Source organism: Pseudomonas sp. NFACC43, assembly GCF_900119645.1.
Classification (GTDB): domain Bacteria; phylum Pseudomonadota; class Gammaproteobacteria; order Pseudomonadales; family Pseudomonadaceae; genus Aquipseudomonas.
Genome location: NZ_FPKK01000015.1, coordinates 1 through 25,674, shown reverse-complemented (window position 1 = coordinate 25,674; position 25,674 = coordinate 1). Strand labels below are relative to the sequence as shown.

The following is a 25,674-nucleotide window of genomic DNA, read 5'->3' as shown; positions in this document are numbered from 1 at the left end:
GCTCTATTTCCTAGTCATAATTGATGTGAACCTTCGTATGCGCCGGAGCGCTGCGATGAATCAGGCACTCCAGGGCCGACCCCGGATTGACCCCAAACCGCTCCCCCCAATAGCTCGCACCAAAACGCCGCCCCAGCAGCAGGCGGCCGCCGGTGTTGAGGGTCCACATGAATTGGGCCTGCCAGGTGCCGAAGTGGTCTTCGCCGAACCGGGCGCGGCCCATGCGGGGCGCCTTGTGCTCGGTGATGGTGGCGTTGGGGTAACCCTGGCTCCTGGCGATTTCCACGTAGTACGCAATGGCCTGGCTGCCCACCGCCAACAAGCGTCGGCGTACCGCCAGGCGGCGATCGTCATACAGAGGCGAGGCACCCAGGCAGGGGTCGGGCAGGTTCATCACCCGCTCCCAATCCGGCACCAGTTCGCTCACACCCGCCGGGTCCATTTCATGCAGCAGGTCAGCGGCGCGGGCGTCGAGGCGCGCCAGTTCCTGGGCGATGCCTTCCAACACCTGCTCCAGCTCCGGCACCCGCTCCGGGTCCCATGCGGGGCCGCTGGGGAGCAGGCTGCGCAATTGGGTCTGGTACTGCTCGGCGCTTCTTATTCCAGCCATACGCACCCCCCGAAGGTCAGCAGTTGATTGCTGGCAGCGGTCACATCGGCGCTGGGCGCGGTCAGCTTGTGGTCGGTTTCGCCGTTGGCGCTGCTGATGGCTTCGGCGATATGGGTGAGTAACAGCGTCTCGCCGAGACCGGCTTCGCGGTTATGCAGGTCGCGCAGTTGAGCTTCGATCGCCGCGCGAACCACGCTGGTGTCCGGGGTGATGCGCAGCCGGTAGGTCACCGGTACCTGCGTCGGGGCCAGCACGTGCACTTCGGCAGTCACCGGGCGCAGCGGTTCGATGTAGGCTCGGACTTCCTCCAGTTGCTCGGCATTGGGGATCGGCTGTAGATCGTCGTCGCGCATCACGAACAGGCCGACGGTACCAGGCCCCAGGTAACTGCCCCGGCACCAGGCGCGGGTAATGCCGGGGCATTCCAGGGCCCAGGTTTCATAATCCTGCGCCGAACCGCCATGGGGAATGATGCGGTAGGAACGGATCACCCGTGCCCGCAGGGACTCGAGGCTTTCCCGGGCGACACCACCGCTCAGCCCCGGTGACAGGACGGTGAAATCTCTGCCGATACCGAGGATCGGCTGGACCGGCGCAAGGACCAGGCCGGCATCGGCATTGCCCAGGCTGCCGGCCTCCAGTGCGGCGACGGTGGTGGTGTTCATGCCATTGCTGGCGGTACGGGCGGCCGTCACCTTGTAGGTGCGGCCATCGGTGGATTGCAGCAGCGTGTCGACATCCAGCACCGCTCCCGCGGTGGCCGTGAAACTGACACTGCCGCTGGCCGCCTGGGCCGCTTTGCGCGCCTGGTTCAGGCGCAGGGCGGCGATGCGCTCCAGGGTGGATTCGTCGGCTTTATCCGGCAGGATCTGCTCGGCGATCCAGTCCAGGTAGCCGTACAGGCCGTAGGCCGCGCCGCCGAGGGTGCGGGCCAGAACCTGAGCATCGGACTGGCGCAGCGAATCGCTGGCCAGGTCGCTTTGGGCGCGCTTGATCAGCACCGGCAGCGAAGGGGTTTCAAACGGCATAGGTCACCTGCCAACTGTTATCGGGGTTGATGTCCAGTCGCTCGCCGTCGGCCAGGGTCAGGACCGTGCGCAGGTTCAGGCGCTGGGCGTCGAGGCGTTCGCTGATGATGTCGATGGCGCGGCAGTGGCCGTCATCGATCAGCCATTGCAAGGCTTCACGGGCATAGAACTCGGCATCGAGCTGGGTCTGGCGGGTCAGCTTGACCCGGCGCAACAGCCACAGCCGCGAGCCGATGCGGTCGTCTGCAACGGTGGGAAAAGTGTCGCCCCACCAGCCGAAACGTTCGTCATCATCGACGGCATCGTCGTCAGCGGCACGACGCCAGGTGAACAGGCTGATCAACACCGAGCGGGTCAGCGCGGCGTGCAGGTTCTGGCTGATGAACATCATTGGCCTCCCGCCGGCGCGCCGGTCTGGCCGTTGCCGGCCTGTACGCCGACATGCACATGTTTGATCTGGCTGATGCCGCCGGCGATCTGGTCGCCTTGGGAAACGATCCTGCCGGTGTGGTTGATGACCGGGCTGTCGATGTTCACCGCGCTGCTGGCGCGGATGTTCAGGGTTGCCGTCTCGATGTCGATGACACGACCGCGCTTGAAGTGCAGCTTGTCGCCTTCGTCGGTGTAGAGCGCCACTTCGCCGGGGGCCAGAGCCTGGAGACGGAAGCGGCGATCGGCGACCACCAGGACCACGGCATGGGAACGGTCGCCCCCCAGGAACGTGGCAATGCCCTCGGCACCGGCCAGCGGGTTGCTGGTGAAGCCATAGGGCTCGAAGTGTTCCATGTCATCGTTCACTTCGCCGGCGGTAAGGCGCATTTGCAGCGACTGCAGCTTGGTGGCCGAATTGGCGAGCACGACAGTGCCGCGCGCCAGGAGACGGGTCAGTAGGCTCATTGAGATTTCCTTGAGAATCGGGGACTTGAACGCGGTGTTCGGATCAACATCTCTGTAGGCTGCACTGCCGCCATCGCGAGCAGGCTCGCTCCCACAGGGGACGTGTGGGGCGCAGGCATCGGCGTGGGGCTCAGGGTTTTGGCGGCACCGGGTTGGCGTCGAAGGTATGAGGCGGCGCGACTTGCAGGGTGGTGACGGAGCCCTGGTTCGACAACGAATACGTCACCTTGGAAACCAGCATGTCGCCATCGAACCCCAGCACCGGGTCGATCACCCGTACCAAGGTGTTGTGCCGCCACAAGTCGCCATTGGCCTGGCGCCAGCCCTGCACGCGGTAGGTGGTGGTCAGGGCGCGACCGGTGCGGATGGCGCTTTCCCAGTCGGCCCTTTGCTGGGCCAACTCGAAGGTCAATTGGGCGCTCTCGCTGATCACCGTCACCCGCTTTCGCTTGAAACTCAGGTCGGTGGCGGTGCCGACCACTTCGCTGACCGCCGTTCCACTCTGCTGGTCGTTCCCCTTGTGCTGGCCTATGACCCGGTATTCGGAAAACACCTGGCTGTAGTCCATTGGTGCATTGCCAGAAAGAATGTTCTTGCCCAGCTCCAGCACATCACTGGCGCGTCCGCCGCTGCCGGGTCTGGCCAGCAGCACGCGCCCTTGGGCGTCATCGGTGGAGAACACCCGGAACAACGTCAGCAAGCGGTCGATGGACTGGAAAACGGTTTCCCCGGGCACGATGCTGTGGGTGCTCAACCGAGCGGTCTCGGGGATTTCGCTGACCACCCCCACCCCATACTGCGACGCCAGGGCCTGGACGATGCTCAGCACCGTTTGCCCGCGCCATTGGCTGGGGCGGTTGATCGCCGCGCAATCCACCAGGTCCTGGGTCTTGGAGCCGCCCTCGATGCTCAGGCTGATCTGGCGCCCGTCGTAGCTCACTGGCGCCTTGAACACATGACCGCTGAGCACCAGGTCGGAGCCGATGCGCACCTGGCATTCATCACCGGGGCGAATGGGTACCGCTTGGGTCTGTCCCGGCCATTGCCAGGTGATGTCGAGTTTGAACGTGCGAAACTGCCGCTCCAGGTCCGCACTGATTTCCACGCTTTTCCAGCCGCCGTAATCCAGACCGCCGACGGTGAGCGTGACCGCATTGTCGAGCTCGTTCATGGCTCACTCCCCCGCGACTTTCAGGTCATTGGGCGGCAGGAAACCCGGATGGGCCACGCCGTTGCGCTGGGTCACTTCGGTCACCCGGGTGGCATCGGCGAACTGCTGGTAGGCCACCACCAGCGCCGGCAGGCTCTGCTTGAACGACAGGCTGATCAGCCTGACGCCCGACGAGGCCACCGCCGTCAGGTGTGCCGCCATTTGCTGGCGCAGATGGTTCAACGCCTGGTAGTGATCCGGATCGGCCTTGAGGGACGCCTGCCAAATGGCGTCGTTGAGGGCATCGCGCAGGGCCAGCACATCGTCGGCCACCGGCACGTCCCGGCGCTGGACCGGCTGCACGGCCTGCTGCGCCACCGATGGGGTGGCGCCCAGTTTCACCGCGGGCGCAGCCACAGGCATCGCCGCAATCCATTGCGCCGCCTGTACCAGGAGCGTGTCCTGCACCAGATCGGCCACGGCCTGGGCCGCCGCCATGGTGTCCTTGCCGGTGGTGAGCTTGGGCGCATCCGCCTGGCGAATGGCTTGCACCTGTTGCGACACGCTGGCTATCACGCCGCGATAGCCGTCCCGGGCAAAGTCCTTCAACTCGCGAATATCTCCCAGCAGTCCCTTGAACTCGGCCGCCACTTCCCTGGGCAACTCCTTGACCGCCTTGACCAGATCGCTGAGTTGCCGATAGGTCTCGATCAACGGCTTGAGTTCCTGCTCGATGACGCCGTACACCTCCTTGAGGCTGTTGCGCAGGTCCGCGATGCCGATCCGGGCCGCCTTGATCAACGTCATGGCTTGCTCGAAGCGCCGCACCGCCGAGCCCAGCAGGCTGTCGGCCGATACCAGCAGCAGTTTCTGGCTGTTGATCGCGGCCGAGGGGAACTGCAGCGGCTGGTCAGGGTAGAACTTCAGGGCGAAGGTCACCAGCCCGCCGTCCTGGCGGGTCTGGGTCATGTCACATTCACCGACCTTGACCTGCAGGCGCCCCAGCCACGGATGCACCAGTTCGCCGCTGCCCTGCTCCAGCGCCTTGAGCAGCCTGTCGCGCTGCTCCAGGCAATCGGGACCGACGATGAACGCCGTCAGCTCATGAATTCTTGCCTGCTGACCCAGCCCTTCGAAAAACGGCTGGTCCCGCTGGGGATACTCATGCAACTGGCCCTTGTGGCCGACCGGGGTTTTCGCCTGATCGACCCAGAACCCGACGCCACGAAACGACGCCGGCAACAAACGATCACGCCAGCTCATTGGAGCCTCCTGTGGAAAGTGAGCGATAGCCGATGCGCGAACTCACCGCCAGGGCCGGTTGATTGGTCCGGGGCGGATCGGCGCGCAGCCCGGCCGGTGCGTTTTCGAAGCGCACGGTCAGGCCGCCTTCGAGTTGCGTGCGGTTATTGGCGGCGCTTTGTTGCACCAGGGCGCTGGAGGTGTGTGGCAACGTACCCGGCGCCAGCGGGATTTTCGCTGGAATGTTGGTGGACGCTGGCGCCAGGCTGGACGACAGGCCCGGAGACTGCTCGCTGGCCCCGCCAAAAAACGCCGGCGCCAGCTCACCTTTGCCTTCGGCGTTGGTGGCGCGCTGCGCCTCGGTCAATCCCTCGACCTTAGCGGTGAACGAAGTGATCATCTCGCCGAAGCCGCCGTTGAAAAACGCCTTGATCGGCGCAATCACCGCCTGCAACTCGTTCCACCACTGGCTGAACCACTCGCCCACCGGCCCCCACTGCTTGACGAGGCCCTCGATGGGTGACCAGTCGAACAGACCGCTGAAAACCGCCAGCATGATCGACACCTGGTTGCGCACGCCTTCCCAGATCCCGGCGAAGACTTCACCGATCGTGCCCCAGTTGGCCATGATCAGCCCCAACGGCGTCCAGTCGAACAGCCCTTTCAAGGCGTCCATCACCGGCACGGTCAAGGCCTTGAGCAGGTCCCAGATCGCCGCGAACAACCCGGTCAGGGGCGTCCAATTGGCAACGATCAAGCCCAAGGGTGACCAGGCGAACAGCGTCTGCATGAAACCGATGACCGGCGTTGCCGCCGCCACGATCACATTCCAGAGGGCACCAAAAAAGCTGCTGATCGGTCCCCAGTTGCTGATCACCTGCCCCATCGGGGTAAAGGCGAACATCGTCTTGAAGAACTCGACCATCGGCAGGACGATCGGCGCGAGCCTCTGCCAGAGCCCGGCGAAGAACGCTGAAATCGGCGTCCAGTGGGCGATGATCATCCCTGCCGCCAAGGCGATGCCCATGGCAATCAAGCCGATGGGGTTCATCTTCAAGGCCAGGTTCACCACTTCGAACGCCTGGCTCGCGCCGCTGACCGCCATCTGGATCGCGTTGAACGCCACGACGCCATTCGCCAGGCCCTGTACCAGTTGCGGGTTGTCCTGCAGTACTTGGGCCACGCCGCTGACCATGGGCTGCAAACTGAGCGCCACCGCGTTGACCGCAGGCCCCAGGGCCGAGCCGAACTGCACCGACACATTGCTGATGGAAGTCTTCAATCCATCCAGGCTCTGTGCCGCCATGCGGGGCGCTTCAGGGGCCTGGACGGCGCTGGCCGCCGCGCTCGCTGCACCCGCTTCGTCCTTGAAGGCCAGGGCCGACTTGAGCCCGTCCATAAAGGGCTGGGCCAGGCCGCCGCTGGGCAGCAGGCTGGAAATATCCAGGCTGCCCAGGCCCGTGGCGTCGAGGTTCTGCTTGAAACTCGCAACCTTCGCACGAAGGCCGGCGAGCTTGGGTGACAGCTCATCGATGCCGGTCAGCAGCACCGCTCTTTTCTCTACGTTTTGTGTGTCTGCCATCACTGCACCTGCTGCATCGCATTGATCCGTTGCGCGTGCTCCAGTGATTCGCGGAGCACGTCCAGTGGCCTGGCCATCATCTGTTCGGGGTCAACCTTCCAGAACCAGGCCAGGTCATAGGCGGCGGCGATCAGGTCGCCGATGGCTGCGACGCCGCACTCATGAAAAAACTCGCGACGGCCCAGCTCAGGGCATTGAGGTCAGCCAGGTCCAACTGGTTGACCGACGACGGCGGGATGCCGGCGCACACCGCGATGTATTTGGCCGCGACGTCCATGTCCAGGCTCACCTCCTCGCTCTTGTCGATCTTGTACGGCAGCGCCTTGATCGCCCGGACCTCCTGCACCGTCGGACGGCGCAAGGTCAGTTCGTTCAGCGACTCGCCGTGGGCCTCGATGGCCACGCGCAACGTCACGACATCGGTCATTGCCAGGTCCCCTTGATGCCTTCGAATTTCAGTTCGATGGTGGCGTCGTCGCCCTTGGACACCGGCTCCTCCACCAGGTAGGCGCCGGCCAGCACGTAGACCTTGCCGTTGTTGAATTCACAGGTAACGGTCATGTCGGTGCCGGCCACCAGTTGCTTGAGCGGGAAGTCCGCGGTGTGCAGGGCCGTCACCTTGAAGGACGGGGCGATGTCGGTTTCCTTGTAGAAACCCGGTACGACGGTTTCGCGTTTGGTGAACATCAGGGGCGCTTCGCAGCCGCCATTGATGGTCAGTTGAGCGCCGTCCACTTTGACGTAGCAGGTGCCCGCAATCAGTTGACCCATGGTGTTTCTCCTTGCAATAAAAAGCCCACGCGCGGTGGGCTGGATTCAGATGTTCGAACGGAACGATCAGGCCGCGTCGTCGTACTGCAGGCGGAACTGGTTGAGCAACGCGAACACCCGCAGGCCGTTGATGTAATCCGGCGGGAACAGCACGTTGACCCGGCTCGGGTCCTGGGTGTCGCGCTCGACGATCAGGTGCTCGGCGAACAGCTCGGCATTTTCCACGTGGCCTACCAGTTCGAGCTTGGCGTATTGCGCGATCAGTTCGCCGCGGATGGTGCTCGGGGTCACGATGGGCTGGCCGGCGCCGAAACGGGTGCCGTCGGAGGCCAGTTTGTGGCGACCGTACTTGCTGGTGATCACGCTTTGCAGGCGGCGCACGATGAACGCCGACTGGTGCATGGTTTCGCTGTCCAGGTAGGAGTTGTCGGCCTGGCCGAAGGCATTCTTCTGATACGTGGTGATGGAACGCTGGATGCGCACGTAGCCACCTTCGTAGTACGCCGTGGCGATGCCGTAGTTGAGCAGCGACTGGCGTTCGGTCAGGGTGAAGCGTTCGCTGGCCGGTGCCGGATCCAGGCCCGGCAGGCTGCCGCTCTGGGTCGGGCGGCTGGCATCCGCCGAGATGAACACCGCGGTGCGGGCGGCCAATGCGGCGGCCTGGACCCAGAACGGTTGTGGTACGCCCGGCTCCAGGGCCTGGATCGTCATGTGCTGGTCGTTGCGCGCCTGACCGGCCGCCACCAGGGCACCCAGGGTGCCGCGCTTGGCACTGTAGACATGACCGAACAATTGCTTGGCCCAGGACCAGCGGCCAGTGCTGTCGTCCATCACCGCTTGCCAGGTGTCGAGGCTGGCCACGTCCGACCAGGGCATGGCGATGAATTCGAATGGCTCGTCGCCCAAGGCTGCAACGGCCGCGGTCTGGTCCGGCATACCGGTGCCGCCGGTCATGGCGGTGACGGCGGTGGTCAGCCCCGCCGGGGTGTCTTCGCCGTTGCTCTTGCCCAGGCGATTGAATTGCAGGCTGATGTCATTGCCGCTGTCGCCGGTCCATTTGGCGCTGAGGGTCACGACGCCTTCGGCGGCCGCAGCGCTCACCGGCAGGTCGGCGGCGGCGTTGATTTTCAAGGCCAACGCCGTGGCGGCCTGGGCGGCAGTGGCGCCGTTGACGATGGCGGCCTGCACGCGCACACCGCCAACGTACAGGTTGAGCACACCGCTTTCAGTCGCGGTGCCGGTGAAAGTCAGCACGCCTTTGGCGACGGCGCCTTCGACGTTGTGCAGCGGCAGGCACCAGATCTCACCGAGCGGGTCGGTCTTGCGCCAGGTTTCGTACATCGAGGCAAGCATCGAGCCTTGCCCGCCGATGTTCTTGGCCAGCGCGACGCTGGACACCAGTACCAGTTTGCCGACATCGGCCGGGGCGACACTGTCGTTGACCTGGGCGACGATCAACCGGCGCATGGCCGATGACGCGCTATTGGCGGCCGAGTTGTCCATTTCGGCGTAGAACAGCGGCACACGAATGTCCGCGGGAATATTGCTGAATCCGATCGCCATCATTTGGCTCCCTGTGGTTTGGCCGCTTTCACGGCTTTGGTAGTGATATCGCCATCGGCCAGACGTCGACGCCACCAGGCGTTGTCCGGCACTTCACGGCCCTCGAGGGGCAACAGATCGCCCGCTTCCGGGTCCGGTACGGCACGGCCCGGGGCCGGCAGCACGGTGATGCGTTTGCTCATGGGGTTACGTCTCCAGAGAAAGTCAGTTCCACGCGCCCGTCAGGGCCGGGACGTTTCAGGTTGGGGTCCGCCGGGTCGATGGCATCGACCCGTACGGTGGCCCCGGTGTAGGACGACAAGCCGTCCAGTTCACGCTCGTGCCAGCTTTCGGCAGGCTGGCTCATCAAGTTGCGACCCAGCTGGAACTCGCTGAGAAAGCGCAGCCGGTACACCACACGGCTGCTGTTGAGGGAAACCAGCTCACCGCCGTCGTACTCGATGCCGGTGTAGTCGCCAGCGGGTTTGAACCCCACCAGCGCGCGCCACAGTTCGGCACGCAGGTCGTGCAATTGATCCAGTGCTGTTGTCACGTCGGTGGAATCGAGAGCCAAGGTCACTTCGAAGCGGTCGCGGATCGCTTGCCGGGTGGCGTTCTGCGCCGTGTTTGCGCTGGCCAGATCGTTGATCGGCGCTACGTAGGCGCAGGGAGGCTGCAATGTGCCAAGGTCGATACCGGCGGCCACTCGATTGGCCACGGTTGGGCATTGCTCACGCAGTTGCGTGAGGATCGGAGTGATCTTCATGGAGGAACTCCAGGTGTTGGAAAGTGCTGCGTGATATCGCGAGCAAGCTCGCTCCTACTGGGTTCTGCTGTGTTTGCAGAACGGGGGTCAGGCCTTGGCATCCAGGCAGGTCGCGTTAATCAAGCAGCGATAGCTTTTTTCCCGGTCGCCGCTGGCGGTGACCTTGTCGATCGACCAGCGACCACGCATGAAATCCGGCCAGGAAGGATCCAGCAGCACGATGCCTTCGGCGGACAAGGCCGGATTGCCCGGGCATTCGATCGCCACCTTGAGGGCTTCGCGCAGCATCCGACGCACCTCTCCTTCACCGGCGGCGCGGGCATCGTCTGCGCTCTGGAAGCGCTGGCGCAGGGTCTTGAACGGGGCGATGCCACTCTCCTCGACCCGCAGCTTGCCAGCTGCCGCATCCCACCAACTGGTCTTGCAGCCCTGGTACTTCGCTCGGGCGGTTTCATCCAGCCTGGCCGAAATGAAGGCATGGTCGCCGGGTCGATTGTTCGTCGTCACCGACAGTTGTAACTCGGGCAGGACCTTGCCCGACAACGACTTCGCCTGACCGCGCCGCGCCAGTACATACAACTCGTTGACCGGCTTGGCGACCGCGTCGTAACGGTGGGCCAGGCGCGTCAGGAAACCCATGTCGGTTTCGTTGGACTGGTCGATGTGTTCGATCTTGATCAGCGACAAGTCCGGCGCCACGCGCGCAGAAAAGCCGTGCCTGGAGGTCAGTTGACGAAACAGCGCGCCCAAGGTCGTCGGGCCATGGCTGACGGAGCGGCGCTGTTTGAATCCGGTCTGGTCCGCCGCACTGAACGGCGCGGCCATGGCCACCAATGTCAGGCGCAACGGGAACAGCGTCGGCGTGCGCCGGGTAATGACGAACTCGCCCTTGTCCACCAGCCCCGACTCCAGGTAGCCGACCCGCAGGCCGATTTTCCCGCCCAGGCTGGGCAACCCTTCAAGCCCATCCAGACTGATGGTGAGCGTCAGTTGATCGGATTCGAATCCCGCCGCGTCGACGTGGGTCCAATTGAGCAATCGATCGTTGAGCAGCGCGGCGTTCGCACCATAAATTTCCACCGCAGGCGTGAAACCCAATGACATGCCGCCTCCTTAATCCCAGGCCGAAACCGGTGGGATTGCCACGGGCTTGAGGTCCACTTCCGGCAAGACCACCCCTACGCCCGCTGGTAATACCGGGCCCCATTCCGCCAGTTCCGGATTGAGCAGCCAGAACGCCGCTTCGACCAGATCGTCACAACGCTCCAGCTCTCGATACAGCAACAGATTCACCGAATCACCGGCGATGCTTCGAACCCTACGCATTGGCGAACTCCGTCAATTCGATCACCCACCCCACCACCATCGCGGTGCCGTCATCGATGATCTCGGTCTGGGTTTCCGTCACCTTGTTGATCTGCCAGAGGCCCCAGTTGCGGCCGATGCCGTCCACCAGCGGCAATGGCACACGCTGCGCCTGCAACGCTCGCAACTCATCGAGGCGATCCATGGCGGTGGCGTACATCGACTTGCCCGTGATCGTCAGCCCTTGCGGGCCTTGGCCGGTCTGGCTGGACTTGGGTTTGCTGGTAAGAATGTCGATGCTTTTCCAGCCACCGTCCGAGGTGCGCAGCAGGCTGTGGTAGGCAAAGTTGCGGGACAGGCCGAAGATGAAACTGCCCAATGCCATTTGTTGACGCATCAGCGACCTCCGTCGGTCAGGGCCGCGTCACTGCGCATGGCCAGTGAGTTGGGCACGGTTGTCAGGGCGAACTGGCCGGCAAGCTGCTGCACGACCAGGTTCGCCAACTGGCTGGCACTGGCCTGGTCCTGGCCGTTGATGTAGATGTTCGCGGTCATGGTGTTTTGTTGGGGGCTAATCATGGTGCTGACCAGGTCTTTGTTGACTTGGTCCGGCGACTTGAGGCGATCAGCCCCGGTGTAGATAGCCTCCCCCAGGGATTCGCCGCCCTTGCTGCCCAAATAGGAACCCAGCGCACCGCCGACCAACGCACCGATCGCGGTGCCGATCACCGGAACGAAACTGCCGAGCATCGCGCCGGTGGCGGCACCGGCATATCCGCCCGCTAGCCCGCCAAGACCGGCTCCGGCCGCCCCCGAAGCCGCCTTGTAATCACCGGCTTGCAGGGCCTTGACGCCGTCATAGCCAGCGCTGGCCAGCACCAGGGGGGCGCCCAGCCTGCCGGTGAAAGTTCTCGCTCGAACGGCGGAGATCCCCAGCCGGCTGCGCATATCAGGACGGGAAGTCTCGGCTGTTCCTGCGCCCGGTTGCTTCTGCCCGCCGTCCTTGGCTTGAGTTCCGGACGTATCGCTTGCCGCTGGCTGGATCGCCGCATCGGGCTTCAGCAATGCCTCGCGGGTAGAGGCGACACCCGACGTCACTTTGTCCACAATGGCGCCGCGAAACGGTGATGCGAGCGCCGCGCCGAACAAGGCCAACGCCGCAGTGATTTTCGGCAGCGACTCGGCCGCGACACTCAACCCCGTCGCCAGCGCGTCCACGCCAAGCATCGCCAGATCGGTGATGGGCGTGACAGCGCTGCCGATCGCCGTATCGAGACGGGTCACGCTGGCATCCAGTGCATTCCAGCGTGCTTGCGAGGTGTTTCCCCGGGTATCGGCGGTCTGGGCCATCGACCCCTTGTCACCTTCGCCCTTATCGGATGCCACGGTGAGCGCGGTTTTCAAGTCCTCGGGCGACTTCAGCAACTTGCCGATGCCCTCGTCGCCATCGAACAGCGTCTTGAGCAATGAGGCCTGCTGCTCGGCAGGCTTGCTTTGCAGCGTCGCCAGAACATCCTTGATCGCACCCGGTGCATCCGTGCGCAGCCTGCTGGCCAGTGCCCCCGGTTCGATGTCCAATCGAGCCCAGGCCGTTCGCTGTTCCGGCGTGACCTTGTCGCCCTTGCCCAACGCGGTTCCCAGGATTTTCAGCGAGGCGCTCGCTTCGTCCTTGCCGACAGAGGCGTTCAACAGCGCGGCCGCGATGGCGGCGATCTGCTCGGGCGTCATGCCCGCTTCGATGCCGGCCTTGCCACCGCCCTGGGCAACCGAGCCGATGTCCGCCGCCGAGGTCTGCAAACTGGCACTGGCGCCAAGACGGTTGGCCGCGTTGCCCAATTCGAGACTCTTCCCTCGATCCAGGTTCAATGAAGTGCGCAAGCCAGCCATAAGCGCGCCGGCGTCCTTCAGCTCGATTTTGTAGGCCGACGCCATCACCGCACTGTCGCGGGCGAAATCCGTCAGCACTTGCTGGCGGTCTTCGGGCTTGACGTTCTTGACCAGCCCCGCATTGACCGCCGCCAGCTGGATCTGTGCCAGCTGCACAGCGGTCGCCCCGCTGGATGCGGTTTGCTTTTCGCCGGCGATCTTCTGGTTTTCGTTGGCCATCACCTGCAGTTGTTCCGGCGACAGCCGCAACTTCTGGTTCAGGTCGACCATGGCCGTTTGCATCGCCATGGCAGGCTTGAGGACGTCGGGGGGCGCCAGCTGATCGACCTCGGCCCTGAGTTTCGACTTCGGCTCCGCATTCGCCGCTGGCGCTGCTGCATTCACCTTGAGCAACTGTTGCCCCAAGAGCGTGGTGTTCAGCGTTGCCAGGGTCTCGCGCAGCTTCACTTGCTCCGATACCAGCAGCCGGATGTCGAGGCTGGCGGTGCTCAACGCCAGAGTCAGCCCCGACCCATCAGCCACACTGCCGAGTGTCGGCATATCGACGCTCGCCGCAAAGGAGAGCGAATATTTACTGTCTGCCATCGCGCTTTACTCCTGTTTCACGCCAAGGCGAGCGATCGCGATGTCGTAGCGGCGCAAGGCCTTGCCGGCGTCCCACTCCAGGATTTCCGCCTCACTTACCGAGTAAATGAGCGGCACCACATCGAGGATCACTTCGATGTCGCGCTCCGAAAGAAGTCCGCCGGTTTGTTTAAAAAATCGTCGATGCGCACCTGAAGCTGAGTCCAGTCAGGCACGGTCAACAGGTCCAGGTCGGGAATCATCAGCCCGGTGCAATGGGCGGTGATGAACTCGGCGCGCTCCTTGGCCGTCTTCAGTTTTTTCATCACCTTGGTCGCTCGCAGCACGGGCATTTCCAGGGTCAGCGAGATCAGGCTGCGGCCAGCGACGTTGAGCGGTTGCAGCAGTTGCACTTGGTCGGGGTCGGCGGGCGCTGTTTGAGCGTCAGCGACTTGCCCCAAGAAGTACGACGCCGGACGGGTCGACATCTCGTGCACGTACTGCGCAATGCTCACGTAGTCCGGGCGTTTGAGCTGGTCCAGCTCCTTGACCGAAAGGCCGGTGGCCAGTTTGGCCAGTTCGAAGAATTGATCGTCCTCGTCATCGCCGGCACGGGCCAGGGCCTCTTTTTGCGCGGCATAGAACAAGGGTTTGAGTTGAAGCTGCTCGATCTGCGAACCGTCGTCACCGGTGATCGGCGACAGCAAGACATGAACGGGAGGCGTCCAGGACATGGAATCAGTTCCTTGGTGAATCAGAGGACACCCTGTGGGAGCGAGCTTGCTCGCGATGACGTCGGGCTAGTCAGCATCGATGTTGGCTGACACACCGCTATCGCGAGCAGGCTCGCTGCCACAGGGATTGGGTGCAACTGACGGGCATCCGTTTAAGGCAGCAACACCGCACGGCGAGCATCGCCGAGGATGTCGACGCCGTTGAGCACGAACTTCTGGGTGCGCACGTCGATGTCGATCACCGGAACGCCGTTTTCCAGGCGGTTGTACGTGCGGCAGGACAGCTCCAGATTGGTCCTGGGCTTCTCGTTCATCTTCAGGGCGGTTTCCTCGAGGGATTTCAACTTGCCGCCCACGGTGTGATAGGTGAACCAGGTGTTGCCGTCCTGGTCCTGACCGGCCTCGCGCACGTTCAGCAGAATGTCGTCCCCTACGCTCACACCCAATGCCAGCATGATTTGCGGGCCGACGCCTTGCAGCGACAACTTGGCCGTCAGCGCCTTGCCGCTCTTGGCCATTTCCTCGGCGATGAAGCGACCGCCAGTCATCGACTCCATTTCGAATTCGATCTTCGGCGGGGTGAATTCCTCGACGGTCGCCGACAACGGCAGGCCTTGCAGGGTGGCCGCGATGGCCTGTCTTACGCGGTTGGTAAACATTAGAGAACGTCCTCCAGGAACTGCTCGATGATTTCATCGCGGGCGTTGAGTTGATAAATCATGTGTTCGTTCGGCGCGTAGCGGCCGTAGTCGATGACCACGTACCAGGTGCCGTTCTTGTACTTCTCGACGCTGTTCAGTTCCGGATGCAGGTACACGCTGCCGCCCGGAATGGTTTCATCGGCCACCAGGGTTTGCAGCCAGTCGTTGATGCGCTTGACCTCCTGGTCCATGAAGGACTTGGTCAGGTTCTTGGCCATGGCCTTCTGGCCGGCCTTCACCAGCTTGCGGCTGATGGCATCTTCCAGGCCGACGTAGCTGATGAACTTGCCGGTGATGGAACGGTTGCCCAGCAGCGAGAAGCCGCCGAGGATGGTCCGGGCGTAGTAGCTGACGCCGTAGCGGTTGAGCAGATCGCCCTCGGTAGAGGTGTCGAGGATGTTGTATTCGACGGTGCGCGAAACGTCTTCGGCATAGGTCACCTGGTTACCCGGGCTCTCCCATTGCTTGACCTTGGCGAGGGCAGCGATGGCCAGGCTCGACGGGGCCAGGAAAACGTTTTTCTTCGCAGCCTTGGAGTACACCGCCGGCATGTTGTGCACCACCAGGCAACGGTCGAAACCCAGGTCCGCGCCGCCCAGTTCCTGGCTGTAGGTCACTTGATCGGCGACCGAGGCGTCCTTGCCGTCGAGCACCACACGCGCCTTGATGCGCTTGCCGAACGAAGCGAACTCGCTGGCCACGGCCTTGGTGCCGGTAAAGCCTGGCGCGCCGATGATGGTCAGGTCCTCGGCCACCCCGCTCAACGCCGCCAGGCCCAACTTGCGCCCGGTCTGCGCCTCGATACCGCCGATCACGTTGTTCTGCGTGTCGGCCAGCGTGGCGCCCTCTTCGACGATGACCACGTACACCGGCACCTTGACCACTTTGAGGATCTGGTAGACGGCATGGAACAGCGTGCCCGCCTCCGCACCGGTCGGGTCCAACTGAGCTTGGGTGGTGAAGCTGTTGATACGGAACGGGGTGTTTTTCGGAATCAGCGGGTTGGCGTTCGGCGCGGTGCCGACCAGCCCGATGACGTTGTCACCCAGGCCACCCATGGCCTCGGGAGATTCAGTGGCATTGACAGTAATGCCGTTGTGCTCGAAGTTCAAAACCTCAGCCATAGTTATTCAGCCTTCTTGGTGGCGGCCTTTTTGGCCGGGGTGGATGCGGAGACCGATTCGCCGGCCTCGTTTTTTTTCAGCTCCAGGCGACCGGCACTGCGCAAGGCGTTGGCCTCGACGTCGAGCAGGTCGAGTTCCTGGCCGGTGGTCGACCAGTGGCCGCCGCCGGTGGGGAATGGGAGGAGTACGGTGTAGGTTTGGCGTGGTGCCATTTTGGGGTTCTCCAGATACGAAAAAGCCCCTTGAGGCAGGGGCTGTTGAGTGTTGTTGAAATTTGCCGGTCAAAAAAACGCCCCGTGGTGCGGGGCGATTTATTGGGTTTGACTGGCGAGCCAGGGCAGCACGACGGGGCGGTATTGGCGGTCGGGAAAACTCGGCGACTGCGGCCAATCCCGGAGGGCCTGCCGATAGGTAAGCAATTCGGAAAACTGAGCAGACGTCAGGGTAGTCTCCTGTTTCAAGTCCTGCTCATCTCGATGACGTGTCACGAGCCACTCGCTGGCGTGCATCTCCGCGTCGCGCCAGGCTCGCTCGCGGGCGGCCAGAGAATCGCCCTCCCTCACCGGCTCGACAAATACCTCCCCGTCGTACCGCCATCCGTGTCTGACTTCTTCGCTGCATGGTTTCCACATCAAATCCGGGTGGAAGCGTCCTGCGGGATCGACCTCCGTCACCTCATGCACAACGCTGTCTTGTATCAATGCCCACATGTTGATCACCATCTGATAACTACTTGGCCGGGCGACCCATTGCCGCCGTTGCCGTTTTCATTGCCGCCGCCCCCGCCACTGCCGACAAGCGTACTGGACGTACCGGCCTGGCCAATCGAACCCGCCCCAGCGCCGTAACCCCGGCCGCCGGCGCCATGTCCGCCGCCGTATATGGAAGTCGAAGGAGCCACACCATTATCGTGGCGAGTGGCGTGTCCACCCGGGCCCAGGGTGGTATTGATATCTCCACCTGATCCAAGGCCTGCTAGGCCGCCATACCACTTCGACGCACCGGCGCCGCCCGTGGCACTCATGAAACTGCCGAAAGACGATGCATTGCCAGGCGCTCCGTCGCCATCACTTCCAGCCCAGCCAGCCCCACCAGCGCCGACAGTAACCGTGACAGAGGAAACGCCGGTCAGGTCTACCAATCCTTCGGCAATCCCGCCGCCACCTCCACCGCCACCGCCATGGGAGAAGCGTCCGCCACCGCCACCGCCGCCGAATACGGTGACCCAGACCTTCTTGACGCCAGCTGGCACCGCCCAGGTAAACACCCCGGCGGCCTTGTAAGTCTGAGTTGCCTTGAATGGGCCGTGTCGACCGGTGGTGATTTCCTCCCAGTCTTTCCACTGTCCATCCTCACGCCGTGCGCGAATTGCCATGCCGACCTCATCGCCCGACATGCCCCCGATCAGCATTTGTGTCAGACGCTCGCCAGCATTGGAAAGACCGGAAACCTTGAGGCCGTAACGCCGGGTAGGGCTCCAACCGGGTGGCAGGTTAAGCTGACCTGCCGTGGCTGTCAGGTAATCACCCGGTACCGTGTAGTCATTCAAATCCAGGGCGGTACCGACGATTGCCCGGCCAATTCCGAACGCGCCAGGGGCAAGCATTGCGCCCGGCGTCAGATCGAGTGGATTCGCCTGCTTTGGCGTATTGAGCGCGCCCCAAACCTGGGCCCAGGCCGTCCATACCCCAGCAGAATTGCGAGTACGCATACAGGTAATCGGAATGGTGCTACTCACCAAGGAGTCCCACCACTGCGTCGCCATGTTGGAACTACCACGTTCCATATGGAAAATCGTACCGTTAGGGATAACCGTCGTGGCTCCAGGGCTCATGGGCTTAGTTCCCGTGGTACTAGTAGTCACCATGTAGACGCCGTTCAATGTGATGGCATCGATGTCCCCGGTATAGCTGTACGCGGCAGAACCAAAACCAAACTGCGCCATGATGGAGCGAACCGCTGCCGAAGTAGCGATCTTGGTACTGTTGTCGCTCCCCGACACCGTAGGGGCCGTAGGCGCCCCAATCAAGGCTGGGGAGTTAAGTGGCGCAAAACCCTGCGTCACGTTCTGAAACGTCAACGCCGTGGTACCCAGCACGATCACACCGTCAGTAATCAACTGCCAGATCGTATTGGCAAGCGTCGTCCCTTCCTCAACCGAGACAATCAACCCCGAGGTGACTTCGACACTCGCGTCGGCATCCTTTGCCCGACCCCACATCCCATTGGCAACGATATAAATACCGTTGTCTTTCGCCAAGGTCTGGGCTTTAACAAGCACCCGATCCCCAGCAACCACCGCAACACCATCAATCGTCTGAGCCCCACTCAAAACAATGTTAGCCGTCGTCGCCACCCGCACCGACTGCTTCCTGTCGAGTTTGGCGAGTTCCTCGGCCACATAGCCGGCCACCCAGGCCCGCGTAGCCTTGACGATCGTATCGTCAATCAACAACGTCACCAGCTCAGCATTGCTGGTCTCGAAAATCGACCGAATGTAGAACTCTTTGCCCGAACCAGACGTCGCCAACACCGGCTTGAACGACTCTGGATATTTGACAATCGCATAGAGGATGCCGGTATCGGTCCAGATCCCGGCCTCACGCACATACCAGCCACCCACATCGGACGGGATGGTGACCTCGGCCAGCAACCAGCTCGGATTGCTTTCATCCTGGAACAGCGCATTGAGCGGCCCACGCCAGACTTCGCGCTTGAGCGCGGTCGCCGTTGCGGCCGGGTTGTATTCCGCTCCGCCGCCATCACCGACGGAAATCTGCGACAGCTTGATGGGTGTGCCCGCCGCCTTGCAGGCGGTTTCGTAGGCGATCCCCGCATCGGTGAGTAGGGTGTAGTAGTCGGCCATTTAGGACCCCTGTGGATAAATAGTGGAGGTTTCGACGCTGTAGAGCCCGGCGGCCATGAAAGCCTGGCCCGAGGCTTCCAGTCCTTCGATGACGATCGGATAAACCGTGGTCAGTTCGCCGCACAGCGTGGCGGCGCCGATGACGTGACGGCCGAATGCACTCAAGCCGACAGACACCTTCAAGGTGTCGCGTTCGCTTTTGGCATCCGCCAGGCGACGGTCGAGACGGGTGTCGATTTCTTCGCTGTAGGGCTGCTCGGTAAATGCCCTGACGGAAAAACTGTAGGGCGGGCCAGGGGGTGTTTGCTCATACCAGGCGCGCACTTCAGGCATCAGTTGCAAACCCTTGGCAGCATTTTCCAGCGCCTTTCGCGTCCCGGCCTGCCGGGCGGTGGGCCAGGCGAGTTCAACGGTCAGGCGCTTTTCAGCTTCGGGAGCCGTGGAGCTCCACTCGTTGACCCCACGATCCGCCGCGAGATACGGCAGGAACGCCAACGGCGTGGCGGCCGGGTTCATCAGCTCGGGAAACGGCGGATCGATGCGTTCGAGCAGCCGAGCGAACCCCAGGTCCAGTGCCCTTTCCAAGGGTGAACTGTTGGCCGGCAACAGACTCGGGCGAGGTGTGTCGTCACTCATAGCGTTTGCACCTCGACCTCGACGCCCGTGCAATACGGTGCCTGGAAAGCCGTGGTCACGATCGGCTCCAGCGGTTCGAGAATCTCGAGCTGGACCGCGCCGGCGCTGTGCAGCGTGTAGTCGATCCAGCTCGGGTCCACCCGACCTTCCAGTCGATGACACGCCTCGGCGTAGTCCCGCAATTGCCGTTCTGCGGCAACCTGGGTCAAGCCTGAATCCGGGCCGGCATTGATCTTCGCCACGACGCGGATGTTGTAAGGCTTGATCTGCGCGGCCTGCACGATGACCAGATCGGTTTCCGGTCGTACGTCAGGCCGGGCGAAGTGCCGGCGAACACCGTCCAGCAGCGCTTCGGACGGCGTGCCATCACCCTCCCGGGACAACACCGTCACGGTGACTTCACCCAGGGCTGTCCGGCGTCCGTTGCCGTCCTTGACCTGCGCGGCGAGACCGTCCGGATCGAATGTGTAGGTCACGTTCACGACACCGCCAGCCGCACTGTCCACCTTCACCACTGGCCGTTCACCCAAGGTAAAAATCTCCCGCCGATACTGCATGCGCGAGCCGGCCGCTGGCGCATGGGGCGCCAGGTAGTAGCGCAACCGCGCATCGTCATCGCTCTCGTAGACCGGGGGGATGGGCGGGAACGCTGCCGGGTCGCCTGGGTCAAGCAACTGACGCTCAAGGCCCATGTCCGCGAGACGAGCGTCGAGGTTGGTGCCCGTGGCCCACCACGCCAACATCTGCTTGATGCGGGCGTTGTACTTGCGTTCGTGGGTTTGCAGCCGTACGCAGAACGCCTCAAGCGCCAGGGTCAGCAGTTCGCTTTCGTTTTCAAGACTGTCCACCAGCTTCGCCGCGCTGGTGGGAGAGCGTGCGGCAACGTACTCCACCACGAAGGTCTTGAATTCTGCGAGCAGATCCTCGAACGCTTCGACGGTCACGATGGCAGGTTCGGCCAACTGATTCTGGCCGGGGATCAACATGCTCATGTCACCACCTCGAAAGTCTGTTTGCGGTTTTTCCAGATGCCGGCGAAGCGCAGCAGCAGCCCGGCACCATGCCGGCTGGCCACGATGACTTGCGGTTCGAAGTCACCGATGCCGTTGTGCGGGTTGTAGAACGCCTGGGCCGCGTGGCTCTGGGCCAGGATCAGCAGATCGTCGCCGAGGTTCTGTCCCAGCAGTTGCGTCAGTGCGCAGCCGTACAAGGGGCGCTTCTGACGCGTGCCCAGAGGCGTGGTCAACGCCCGGGTGGCGCGCTGCACGAACTGCAGCCAGTCGTCCACCGTCACGCCGGTGTTTCTATCGATTCCGATCATGGGAAGCTCTTTATGCGGTACTGATGACGCGTCCCTGGTGATCCACCAACGGGCCGCTCAGGTGCACACCGGAGGCGTCGAGCCGAATGCCGACGGCGCCCAGTTGCAGTTCTATCGTCTCTGGGCTCATCGCCAGCCGCGCCGGACCGATGCTCAGTTCCAGGGATTCACGGGAACCGGCGAATGCGGTGGGGCCGTTGTTCCAGTGCAGGACATGGCTGGTATGGTCGTAGCCGCTCTCCGTGCCGTCCTGATAGAGCCGACGCGTCAGCGAGGCCTGTGTCGAGACGGGCGGAAACTGACCGCCATTGAGACCGAACAACGCCACCGACTGACCGCCGCCATCGCCACCACCGTGGTTCAATAGCAGGCACTGCTCGCCAATCGAGGGGATCCGCGATTCGCTCTGGGCACCGGCACTCGGGTTGAAGAACCGGATCGCCGGGGTCAACAGATCCCCATGGCTGACCCGACACGTGTTGCTGGCCGCATCCACTTCCTGACAGACACCGATGCGGCAGAAGCTGTCGGCGCGTCGATGCAGGTCTTCCAGCTCGGCTTCCACCTCGGCCAGGCGCTCGATGATCGGCCCCAGGTGCAGGCGTACAAGTCCATCGAACATGGTTCAGGCCTCAAGTGAGGTGTATTGATCCGGGTCGTCGATGTTCGACACTTCCCAGGTACGGGCAAATTTCGGGATACCCGAGGGGTCGTCCAGCAGCGTCGGACCCAGGTACAGGGTTTGAGTGAATGAAAGGGTCCAGGCGGTATAGGACCGGGTCCCGCCGCTAAAGACGGACGCGATACCCTCGACATCCGCTGGCCGACTGCATTGCTCGGCCGACAGACCCCAGCGGTTGTCGACGATCAGGCGTTTCAACTCACTGGCCAGATCGCAGGCCGCCAACCCCGCGCCCGGCGACACGACTTGCATGGACAGCGTCAGGACATGGGCAATGCGTGCGTCGTTGGCACGGTTGCCTGACGCATCGCGCTCGATGGCGATCAAGACCCAAGGCTGATCGCCGGTGTCGTCGAAGTCCTGGAGGCTCCCGACCTTCAGGCCGGGAAACGTGGTACGCAGCGTCTCGGCAATGGCGGAAAACAACTGCGATGGTTTTTCAATGAGAACGGGCATTGGATGGCCTCTTTGCTGTGGGCTGGGGCACCGGGCTCACTGTTGGTCGGAACGGGAATCCGGCGGTGGCATTTCGCAGATACCAATCCGCTTGGCGACCCAGCGCTCGTACAGCCCGATGGCCACGTCGGCGCCAGCCATGGCGGTCAGGCAACCCAGGGCGCAAGCACTCCAGATCGACATGCCGAGGGCATACAGCAGCATGATTGCCGAGACACCGCAGATCACGCAGGCACCGGAGCGCAAGGCCAGGCGCCGTAACAGGGACCAACCGCGCGCCCCTTCCTTGTCGGCACGCCACATCTCGCCGGACACCCCGCCCACCAGGGCGAGCACGATGACCAGCCAGATCGGCATGTCCAGCAACGCTTGTTGCTCGTTTGTCATGTCTCGTTTCCTGGGGTGATTAAGATTGGGCGGGTAAGTTGTTTGAAGTTGAAAGAGATATGGGTCGTTGCAACCCATTGAGTCACTGGAAGCAGCGTTCAAACGTTGGCCAGGTCACTGAAGATTGAAATCACTTTGGCGCAGCGCAGGTCGCGCCTTTGTAAGTCATGGTGTAGGTGTAGTGCCTGTCCCAGGGCAGTGGCAGCGCACTGGGTGCGGCCCATTCCGCGTAGTTACCCGACATAGAACCTGCAGCGACGAACTTGCCCATGGCAATGGTTGCGAGATTGTTGGCGCTCCCTGCACCCGGCATTGGCACACTCCCGTTCCATTGGAGATCGTCCCCGTTCTGGAACCATGCGCCCTTCCAGCCGGCCTGGGAACTCGAGTACCAGGTATTGTCTGCTTTGAAACAGATCGTCTGGTTGGCATAAAAACCGCCGCCCGGAACATGGTAGGAAGCGAGTTGCCAGGAACCGACGGGTGAGATTTCGGCAAACGCGTGGAGGGCCTGGCTCGCCAGGACGGCTGCGATCAGCACACTGAGCAATTTTTTCACTGGTTTTCTTCCCTTAGATAAATGGTTTTTTGAGGCGCGTTGATACAACTCTTTTAACTGGATGCCTCCGGAGCCCCTATTGCGTCTACCGAGTAATCAGCATGTCCACACTGGTCGCGTCGCAAGAGTTGTTCGCCTTCCTGTCGATGACCAGATAAAGCAAAGACGTCGGCGTGACTGCGACGTTGTTCAACATGAACGTAGTGCTACCGCCGTTTGCCAGGCTCCCGGACTGGAGCACGGTGTCGCCCAGGTTGAGCGACCAGCCAATACCATCCCCACAGGCGTTATGCAGGTCGTTGACCCGACCCAGCACGTTGATGTTGCCGGTGACAGGACTGGCCCAGCGGAAGATGCTCTGGCTGTTGGTGCCCGGATGCGCAACCACGTCCCCCTGTTTGAATACGAAACTGGTGCCCGAGCCAGTAAAGGTGAAGCTTTTCTTGGGAATAGCGATCCAGGAAGCCGGGACATCGTCTCGCCAGCAAGTCGTTGGATTACCGTTACACACCTCGGCCTGGAACGTAGGAAAGAGCGTGTAGTTGGCCGAGGCATTCACCCCCGATTTGTTTTGCATGAACGACCACGGCGAACCGGCCGGTGCAGCTTCGGTCATCAGGTACATGTCCCGGGCCAGGTTCCACGACATGGCCGTATCAGCCCAAGTGTTCAGGGATACGAAGGACGACAGAAACGCAGTCGCCAGTAGGATTTTTTTGAGCAATTTCATTTTTCTTACCTCGCTGGATGTCATTGAGCACGGAGTGCAGGGTCTATTCCGCACGCTGTTCGCTCGCCGGCGTTCACTCGAGGCTCAACGGCCTTCACATGATTCAACGTCCCACACCGGGAACATTTGATCTGGAGTTCGGTGTTCTCGCCCACGCAGGCCAGAAGTCGTTTGCAGTGACCGCATCTGAAATCCTTCAGCATCGGAAGCCCTCCATTAGCGGCGGTGATGTGTTTGAACGCACCTCACGGTGCAGGCATTCCAAAAAGCCCGGTTGCCCAGGCTTTTCAGTAATGCGCTTGATCTTTCGGCGCGACTGGCGCGGTACGGATCCATTCAAATTGTTCCTCCGACCGCGGTCCCTGCCCGCCGGATAACTGCTTCTGGTGCTTTACGCTGCACACCTGGGCCAGTTGCCAACCCTCTGAACCGTTGAGGCCGGTTCATCGCTGCCTATGGGTGAAACTAAAGAGCGGTTGTTGCCAGCCACTTTGTCGAGCGGCTTGGACACAGAATATGCATGTATGCATATCAAGTCAATGCGTAAATGCATTTATTTATGCGAAAGCAATGCACGAATGCATCTACATCCAGCAGGCATGGGGGTTACGGCGGTTTTGGAGACGAAAAAAAACCCGCGCAACGGCGGGTTTTATCTGACCGTGGAGAGGTTAGCGGGCGTACATGCCCCACCAGAAGACGTGACCGAGGATGACGATTTGCTCATCCTGCATTTCCTGGAAGGTGTAGTCCTCGTCTGGGTGTTCTTCGCGATTGAAACTGCGCAGGCGGATACCGGTAGGCAAGCGGTAGAGCTGTTTCACCCGCAGCTGGCCGTTGTGATTGATGGCGTAGAGGTCGCCGTCGACAATGTCGCCGATCCCGCATTTGCCTGCGTTCACCCCGACCGTGGCCCCATCGCGCAGTACTGGCAGCATGCTGTTGCCGCGCACCGTCACGCATTTGGCCTGGTCGAACTGCACGCCGTTATGGCGCAGGCTGCGCTTGCCAAAGCGCAGGCTGGAGCGCTCGCTCTCCTCGATGACGAATCTTCCTGATCCAGCAGCCAATTCAACCTCACGCAGAAAGGGAACCGAGACCTCGTCTTCTTCGACAGGGGTATCGTCGTCCCACAGGCTTATGTCCTTGAGTTCGGAATGCGGCTCGTCGCGGCGCCCGCTGCCAACGGGCGAAAGATCGGCGCGCCCGCGCAACTGGTCGGTGCTCACGGCAAAATACTCGGCGATCTTCGAGATATGCTTATCCGAAGGATCGACGATCTTGCCGCTGAGGATCCGCGAGAGGGTGGACTGAGGCACGCCGGTACGCCGGTGAAGCTCCGTGGGGGAGATCCCGTGCTGATCGAGCAATGCTCTTAATACGGTAGAAACGTTGCGTTTTTGCATAACGCGCATGATGCTTGTTCTTTTTGCGGAATACAAATGCTGAATTGCATATATCTGCACATTTCCATGTGGAACCATTGCTCAATCATATCGACAACTCGGGACGACTTTATAAAGCTGGTGGCGATAAAATTGACTACCCTATCCCTGCCGACCTAGAGGCCACGCTCGGGCCACCATCCGGAGCGCACCTATGATCTCGATCAAGCTAGGTTTGACTAAAGGGGCCAAAAGCACCTTTGCCGATTTTATTCGCAATGCAAAATCGGACCAAAAGAAGCGTGTTTACAGCGAGGTTTTGATTGAAGCTATCAAGCAGCAGAATCAGTTGATGATGCAAGCCGAGGCGAAACGAACCTAATATCCAGATTTCAAGAGAAGCCCGACCAAGCGTCGGGTTTAATGAGATGGTCAGCCTGACCGAGAAGCCCTGCAGGTTTACGCTTGCAGGGCTTTTCTCGTTTTCGGCGGAGGATCTCTCATGAACACGATGACGCTTCTCGGCATCGACATTGGTAAACACAGTTTCCATCTGCACGGCCAGGACGCCAAAGGTCATCAGGTTTTGCGCAAGAAAACCAGCCGCAGCCAATTGCTCGGCACATTGGCCCAACTGCCGGCCTGCACAGTGGTGATGGAGTCGTGTGGCGGTGCCCACTGGCTGGCTCGACAGGTTGAGGCATTGGGCCACGAGGTAAAACTGATTGCCCCGCAATACGTTAAGCCGT

General features: G+C 62.1%; 33 protein-coding genes and 1 pseudogene. 2 read left to right on the top strand and 32 right to left on the bottom strand.

Features of this window, described 5'->3' with window-relative positions; all coding sequences use genetic code 11:
* Positions 1-10: 10 nt before the first annotated feature.
* The 32 genes from BT179_RS21985 to BT179_RS21830 form a co-directional block, all read right to left on the bottom strand.
* Complete coding sequence (locus BT179_RS21985) at positions 11-610, bottom strand: YmfQ family protein (protein ID WP_072432277.1); 600 nt, start codon at positions 608-610, stop codon at positions 11-13.
* Entirely contained in the window at positions 598-1,638 is a 1,041-nt protein-coding gene (locus BT179_RS21980; protein ID WP_072432276.1) for a baseplate J/gp47 family protein, read from the bottom strand. Before BT179_RS21980 ends, BT179_RS21985 begins: the two co-directional genes overlap by 13 nt.
* The gene (locus BT179_RS21975; RefSeq protein ID WP_072432275.1) at positions 1,628-2,026 is read right to left on the bottom strand and encodes a phage GP46 family protein; all 399 of its coding nucleotides are present in this window, start codon (positions 2,024-2,026) and stop codon (positions 1,628-1,630) included. The genes BT179_RS21980 and BT179_RS21975 overlap by 11 nt, the downstream gene beginning before the upstream one ends.
* Complete coding sequence (locus BT179_RS21970) at positions 2,026-2,535, bottom strand: phage baseplate assembly protein V (protein WP_072387843.1); 510 nt, start codon at positions 2,533-2,535, stop codon at positions 2,026-2,028. The genes BT179_RS21975 and BT179_RS21970 overlap by 1 nt, the downstream gene beginning before the upstream one ends.
* Positions 2,536-2,665: 130 nt before the next feature.
* A complete protein-coding gene (locus BT179_RS21965; RefSeq protein ID WP_072432274.1) occupies positions 2,666-3,706 on the bottom strand; it encodes a phage baseplate assembly protein in 1,041 nt (346 codons plus the stop codon).
* A gap of 3 nt (positions 3,707-3,709) precedes the next feature.
* A complete protein-coding gene (locus BT179_RS21960; protein ID WP_072432273.1) occupies positions 3,710-4,948 on the bottom strand; it encodes a DNA circularization protein in 1,239 nt (412 codons plus the stop codon).
* Complete coding sequence (locus BT179_RS21955; RefSeq protein ID WP_072432272.1) at positions 4,935-6,509, bottom strand: phage tail tape measure protein; 1,575 nt, start codon at positions 6,507-6,509, stop codon at positions 4,935-4,937. Before BT179_RS21955 ends, BT179_RS21960 begins: the two co-directional genes overlap by 14 nt.
* Before the next feature lie 130 nt (positions 6,510-6,639).
* Positions 6,640-6,936, bottom strand: a complete 297-nt coding sequence (locus BT179_RS21950) for a phage tail assembly protein (RefSeq protein ID WP_072432271.1) — start codon at positions 6,934-6,936, stop codon at positions 6,640-6,642.
* Positions 6,933-7,280 (bottom strand): phage tail tube protein, encoded by a 348-nt coding sequence (locus BT179_RS21945; protein ID WP_003198314.1) that lies wholly within the window; start codon positions 7,278-7,280, stop codon positions 6,933-6,935. The genes BT179_RS21950 and BT179_RS21945 overlap by 4 nt, the downstream gene beginning before the upstream one ends.
* Positions 7,281-7,346: 66 nt before the next feature.
* Positions 7,347-8,843, bottom strand: a complete 1,497-nt coding sequence (locus BT179_RS21940) for a phage tail sheath subtilisin-like domain-containing protein (RefSeq protein ID WP_072432270.1) — start codon at positions 8,841-8,843, stop codon at positions 7,347-7,349.
* Entirely contained in the window at positions 8,843-9,025 is a 183-nt protein-coding gene (locus BT179_RS21935; protein WP_003198311.1) for a DUF2635 domain-containing protein, read from the bottom strand. Before BT179_RS21935 ends, BT179_RS21940 begins: the two co-directional genes overlap by 1 nt.
* Positions 9,022-9,588, bottom strand: a complete 567-nt coding sequence (locus tag BT179_RS21930) for a phage tail terminator protein (RefSeq protein WP_072432269.1) — start codon at positions 9,586-9,588, stop codon at positions 9,022-9,024. Before BT179_RS21930 ends, BT179_RS21935 begins: the two co-directional genes overlap by 4 nt.
* An 87-nt stretch (positions 9,589-9,675) precedes the next feature.
* A complete protein-coding gene (locus tag BT179_RS21925) occupies positions 9,676-10,692 on the bottom strand; it encodes a contractile injection system protein, VgrG/Pvc8 family (protein WP_072432268.1) in 1,017 nt (338 codons plus the stop codon).
* Positions 10,693-10,701: 9 nt separating this feature from the next.
* A complete protein-coding gene (locus BT179_RS21920) occupies positions 10,702-10,914 on the bottom strand; it encodes a tail protein X (protein WP_072432267.1) in 213 nt (70 codons plus the stop codon).
* Positions 10,907-11,290 (bottom strand): phage tail protein, encoded by a 384-nt coding sequence (locus tag BT179_RS21915; protein ID WP_072387861.1) that lies wholly within the window; start codon positions 11,288-11,290, stop codon positions 10,907-10,909. Before BT179_RS21915 ends, BT179_RS21920 begins: the two co-directional genes overlap by 8 nt.
* A complete protein-coding gene (locus BT179_RS21910) occupies positions 11,290-13,365 on the bottom strand; it encodes a phage tail tape measure protein (RefSeq protein WP_072432266.1) in 2,076 nt (691 codons plus the stop codon). The genes BT179_RS21915 and BT179_RS21910 overlap by 1 nt, the downstream gene beginning before the upstream one ends.
* Before the next feature lie 128 nt (positions 13,366-13,493).
* The gene (locus BT179_RS21905) at positions 13,494-14,078 is read right to left on the bottom strand and encodes a phage tail assembly protein (protein ID WP_072432265.1); all 585 of its coding nucleotides are present in this window, start codon (positions 14,076-14,078) and stop codon (positions 13,494-13,496) included.
* Between the two features lie 152 nt (positions 14,079-14,230).
* The gene (locus BT179_RS21900; RefSeq protein ID WP_072387867.1) at positions 14,231-14,737 is read right to left on the bottom strand and encodes a phage major tail tube protein; all 507 of its coding nucleotides are present in this window, start codon (positions 14,735-14,737) and stop codon (positions 14,231-14,233) included.
* Positions 14,737-15,903, bottom strand: a complete 1,167-nt coding sequence (locus BT179_RS21895; protein ID WP_063322735.1) for a phage tail sheath protein — start codon at positions 15,901-15,903, stop codon at positions 14,737-14,739. The genes BT179_RS21900 and BT179_RS21895 overlap by 1 nt, the downstream gene beginning before the upstream one ends.
* 2 nt (positions 15,904-15,905) lie before the next feature.
* Positions 15,906-16,115 (bottom strand): hypothetical protein, encoded by a 210-nt coding sequence (locus tag BT179_RS21890; protein ID WP_072432264.1) that lies wholly within the window; start codon positions 16,113-16,115, stop codon positions 15,906-15,908.
* 99 nt (positions 16,116-16,214) lie between these two features.
* Positions 16,215-16,625 (bottom strand): phage tail assembly chaperone, encoded by a 411-nt coding sequence (locus BT179_RS26325; RefSeq protein WP_143148724.1) that lies wholly within the window; start codon positions 16,623-16,625, stop codon positions 16,215-16,217.
* Positions 16,619-18,769, bottom strand: a complete 2,151-nt coding sequence (locus tag BT179_RS27045; RefSeq protein ID WP_256343861.1) for a phage tail protein — start codon at positions 18,767-18,769, stop codon at positions 16,619-16,621. The genes BT179_RS26325 and BT179_RS27045 overlap by 7 nt, the downstream gene beginning before the upstream one ends.
* Complete coding sequence (locus BT179_RS21875) at positions 18,770-19,405, bottom strand: phage tail protein I (RefSeq protein WP_072432263.1); 636 nt, start codon at positions 19,403-19,405, stop codon at positions 18,770-18,772. It abuts the gene before it with no gap.
* A complete protein-coding gene (locus BT179_RS21870; protein WP_072432262.1) occupies positions 19,402-20,397 on the bottom strand; it encodes a baseplate J/gp47 family protein in 996 nt (331 codons plus the stop codon). The genes BT179_RS21875 and BT179_RS21870 overlap by 4 nt, the downstream gene beginning before the upstream one ends.
* On the bottom strand, positions 20,394-20,726 hold the full coding sequence (locus BT179_RS21865; RefSeq protein WP_072432261.1) for a phage baseplate protein: 333 nt from the start codon (positions 20,724-20,726) through the stop codon (positions 20,394-20,396). The genes BT179_RS21870 and BT179_RS21865 overlap by 4 nt, the downstream gene beginning before the upstream one ends.
* A gap of 10 nt (positions 20,727-20,736) precedes the next feature.
* Positions 20,737-21,348 (bottom strand): phage baseplate assembly protein V, encoded by a 612-nt coding sequence (locus tag BT179_RS21860; protein WP_072387883.1) that lies wholly within the window; start codon positions 21,346-21,348, stop codon positions 20,737-20,739.
* A 3-nt stretch (positions 21,349-21,351) separates the two neighbouring features.
* Complete coding sequence (locus tag BT179_RS21855) at positions 21,352-21,864, bottom strand: hypothetical protein (protein WP_072387885.1); 513 nt, start codon at positions 21,862-21,864, stop codon at positions 21,352-21,354.
* A gap of 36 nt (positions 21,865-21,900) precedes the next feature.
* Positions 21,901-22,251, bottom strand: coding sequence for a phage holin family protein (locus BT179_RS21850; protein WP_072387887.1), 351 nt, complete (start codon positions 22,249-22,251; stop codon positions 21,901-21,903).
* Positions 22,252-22,381: 130 nt separating this feature from the next.
* Entirely contained in the window at positions 22,382-22,810 is a 429-nt protein-coding gene (locus BT179_RS21845; protein ID WP_072432260.1) for a hypothetical protein, read from the bottom strand.
* Positions 22,811-22,895: 85 nt separating this feature from the next.
* The gene (locus BT179_RS21840) at positions 22,896-23,540 is read right to left on the bottom strand and encodes a hypothetical protein (protein WP_072432259.1); all 645 of its coding nucleotides are present in this window, start codon (positions 23,538-23,540) and stop codon (positions 22,896-22,898) included.
* 20 nt (positions 23,541-23,560) lie between these two features.
* Positions 23,561-23,743 (bottom strand): Com family DNA-binding transcriptional regulator, encoded by a 183-nt coding sequence (locus BT179_RS21835; protein ID WP_072432258.1) that lies wholly within the window; start codon positions 23,741-23,743, stop codon positions 23,561-23,563.
* A gap of 468 nt (positions 23,744-24,211) precedes the next feature.
* Entirely contained in the window at positions 24,212-24,946 is a 735-nt protein-coding gene (locus BT179_RS21830; protein ID WP_072388731.1) for a LexA family transcriptional regulator, read from the bottom strand.
* 193 nt (positions 24,947-25,139) lie between these two features.
* Here BT179_RS21830 and BT179_RS27040 point away from each other — a divergent pair, with 193 nt between their 5' ends.
* Complete coding sequence (locus BT179_RS27040; RefSeq protein WP_256343860.1) at positions 25,140-25,307, top strand: hypothetical protein; 168 nt, start codon at positions 25,140-25,142, stop codon at positions 25,305-25,307.
* A 120-nt stretch (positions 25,308-25,427) separates the two neighbouring features.
* Positions 25,428-25,674: pseudogene (locus BT179_RS27035) on the top strand (IS110 family transposase); the annotation flags it as partial.

What these genes read in the sequence shown, in the direction of transcription:
- BT179_RS21985 (WP_072432277.1), bottom strand. Translation starts at nt 610, where the DNA reads ATGGCTGGAATAAGAAGCGCCGAGCAGTACCAGACCCAATTGCGCAGC.
- BT179_RS21980 (WP_072432276.1), bottom strand. Translation starts at nt 1,638, where the DNA reads ATGCCGTTTGAAACCCCTTCGCTGCCGGTGCTGATCAAGCGCGCCCAA.
- BT179_RS21975 (WP_072432275.1), bottom strand. Translation starts at nt 2,026, where the DNA reads ATGTTCATCAGCCAGAACCTGCACGCCGCGCTGACCCGCTCGGTGTTG.
- BT179_RS21970 (WP_072387843.1), bottom strand. Translation starts at nt 2,535, where the DNA reads ATGAGCCTACTGACCCGTCTCCTGGCGCGCGGCACTGTCGTGCTCGCC.
- BT179_RS21965 (WP_072432274.1), bottom strand. Translation starts at nt 3,706, where the DNA reads ATGAACGAGCTCGACAATGCGGTCACGCTCACCGTCGGCGGTCTGGAT.
- BT179_RS21960 (WP_072432273.1), bottom strand. Translation starts at nt 4,948, where the DNA reads ATGAGCTGGCGTGATCGTTTGTTGCCGGCGTCGTTTCGTGGCGTCGGG.
- BT179_RS21955 (WP_072432272.1), bottom strand. Translation starts at nt 6,509, where the DNA reads ATGGCAGACACACAAAACGTAGAGAAAAGAGCGGTGCTGCTGACCGGC.
- BT179_RS21950 (WP_072432271.1), bottom strand. Translation starts at nt 6,936, where the DNA reads ATGACCGATGTCGTGACGTTGCGCGTGGCCATCGAGGCCCACGGCGAG.
- BT179_RS21945 (WP_003198314.1), bottom strand. Translation starts at nt 7,280, where the DNA reads ATGGGTCAACTGATTGCGGGCACCTGCTACGTCAAAGTGGACGGCGCT.
- BT179_RS21940 (WP_072432270.1), bottom strand. Translation starts at nt 8,843, where the DNA reads ATGGCGATCGGATTCAGCAATATTCCCGCGGACATTCGTGTGCCGCTG.
- BT179_RS21935 (WP_003198311.1), bottom strand. Translation starts at nt 9,025, where the DNA reads ATGAGCAAACGCATCACCGTGCTGCCGGCCCCGGGCCGTGCCGTACCG.
- BT179_RS21930 (WP_072432269.1), bottom strand. Translation starts at nt 9,588, where the DNA reads ATGAAGATCACTCCGATCCTCACGCAACTGCGTGAGCAATGCCCAACC.
- BT179_RS21925 (WP_072432268.1), bottom strand. Translation starts at nt 10,692, where the DNA reads ATGTCATTGGGTTTCACGCCTGCGGTGGAAATTTATGGTGCGAACGCC.
- BT179_RS21920 (WP_072432267.1), bottom strand. Translation starts at nt 10,914, where the DNA reads ATGCGTAGGGTTCGAAGCATCGCCGGTGATTCGGTGAATCTGTTGCTG.
- BT179_RS21915 (WP_072387861.1), bottom strand. Translation starts at nt 11,290, where the DNA reads ATGCGTCAACAAATGGCATTGGGCAGTTTCATCTTCGGCCTGTCCCGC.
- BT179_RS21910 (WP_072432266.1), bottom strand. Translation starts at nt 13,365, where the DNA reads ATGGCAGACAGTAAATATTCGCTCTCCTTTGCGGCGAGCGTCGATATG.
- BT179_RS21905 (WP_072432265.1), bottom strand. Translation starts at nt 14,078, where the DNA reads ATGTCCTGGACGCCTCCCGTTCATGTCTTGCTGTCGCCGATCACCGGT.
- BT179_RS21900 (WP_072387867.1), bottom strand. Translation starts at nt 14,737, where the DNA reads ATGTTTACCAACCGCGTAAGACAGGCCATCGCGGCCACCCTGCAAGGC.
- BT179_RS21895 (WP_063322735.1), bottom strand. Translation starts at nt 15,903, where the DNA reads ATGGCTGAGGTTTTGAACTTCGAGCACAACGGCATTACTGTCAATGCC.
- BT179_RS21890 (WP_072432264.1), bottom strand. Translation starts at nt 16,115, where the DNA reads ATGGCACCACGCCAAACCTACACCGTACTCCTCCCATTCCCCACCGGC.
- BT179_RS26325 (WP_143148724.1), bottom strand. Translation starts at nt 16,625, where the DNA reads ATGGTGATCAACATGTGGGCATTGATACAAGACAGCGTTGTGCATGAG.
- BT179_RS27045 (WP_256343861.1), bottom strand. Translation starts at nt 18,769, where the DNA reads ATGGCCGACTACTACACCCTACTCACCGATGCGGGGATCGCCTACGAA.
- BT179_RS21875 (WP_072432263.1), bottom strand. Translation starts at nt 19,405, where the DNA reads ATGAGTGACGACACACCTCGCCCGAGTCTGTTGCCGGCCAACAGTTCA.
- BT179_RS21870 (WP_072432262.1), bottom strand. Translation starts at nt 20,397, where the DNA reads ATGAGCATGTTGATCCCCGGCCAGAATCAGTTGGCCGAACCTGCCATC.
- BT179_RS21865 (WP_072432261.1), bottom strand. Translation starts at nt 20,726, where the DNA reads ATGATCGGAATCGATAGAAACACCGGCGTGACGGTGGACGACTGGCTG.
- BT179_RS21860 (WP_072387883.1), bottom strand. Translation starts at nt 21,348, where the DNA reads ATGTTCGATGGACTTGTACGCCTGCACCTGGGGCCGATCATCGAGCGC.
- BT179_RS21855 (WP_072387885.1), bottom strand. Translation starts at nt 21,864, where the DNA reads ATGCCCGTTCTCATTGAAAAACCATCGCAGTTGTTTTCCGCCATTGCC.
- BT179_RS21850 (WP_072387887.1), bottom strand. Translation starts at nt 22,251, where the DNA reads ATGACAAACGAGCAACAAGCGTTGCTGGACATGCCGATCTGGCTGGTC.
- BT179_RS21840 (WP_072432259.1), bottom strand. Translation starts at nt 23,540, where the DNA reads ATGAAATTGCTCAAAAAAATCCTACTGGCGACTGCGTTTCTGTCGTCC.
- BT179_RS21835 (WP_072432258.1), bottom strand. Translation starts at nt 23,743, where the DNA reads ATGCTGAAGGATTTCAGATGCGGTCACTGCAAACGACTTCTGGCCTGC.
- BT179_RS21830 (WP_072388731.1), bottom strand. Translation starts at nt 24,946, where the DNA reads ATGCAAAAACGCAACGTTTCTACCGTATTAAGAGCATTGCTCGATCAG.
- BT179_RS27040 (WP_256343860.1), top strand. Translation starts at nt 25,140, where the DNA reads ATGATCTCGATCAAGCTAGGTTTGACTAAAGGGGCCAAAAGCACCTTT.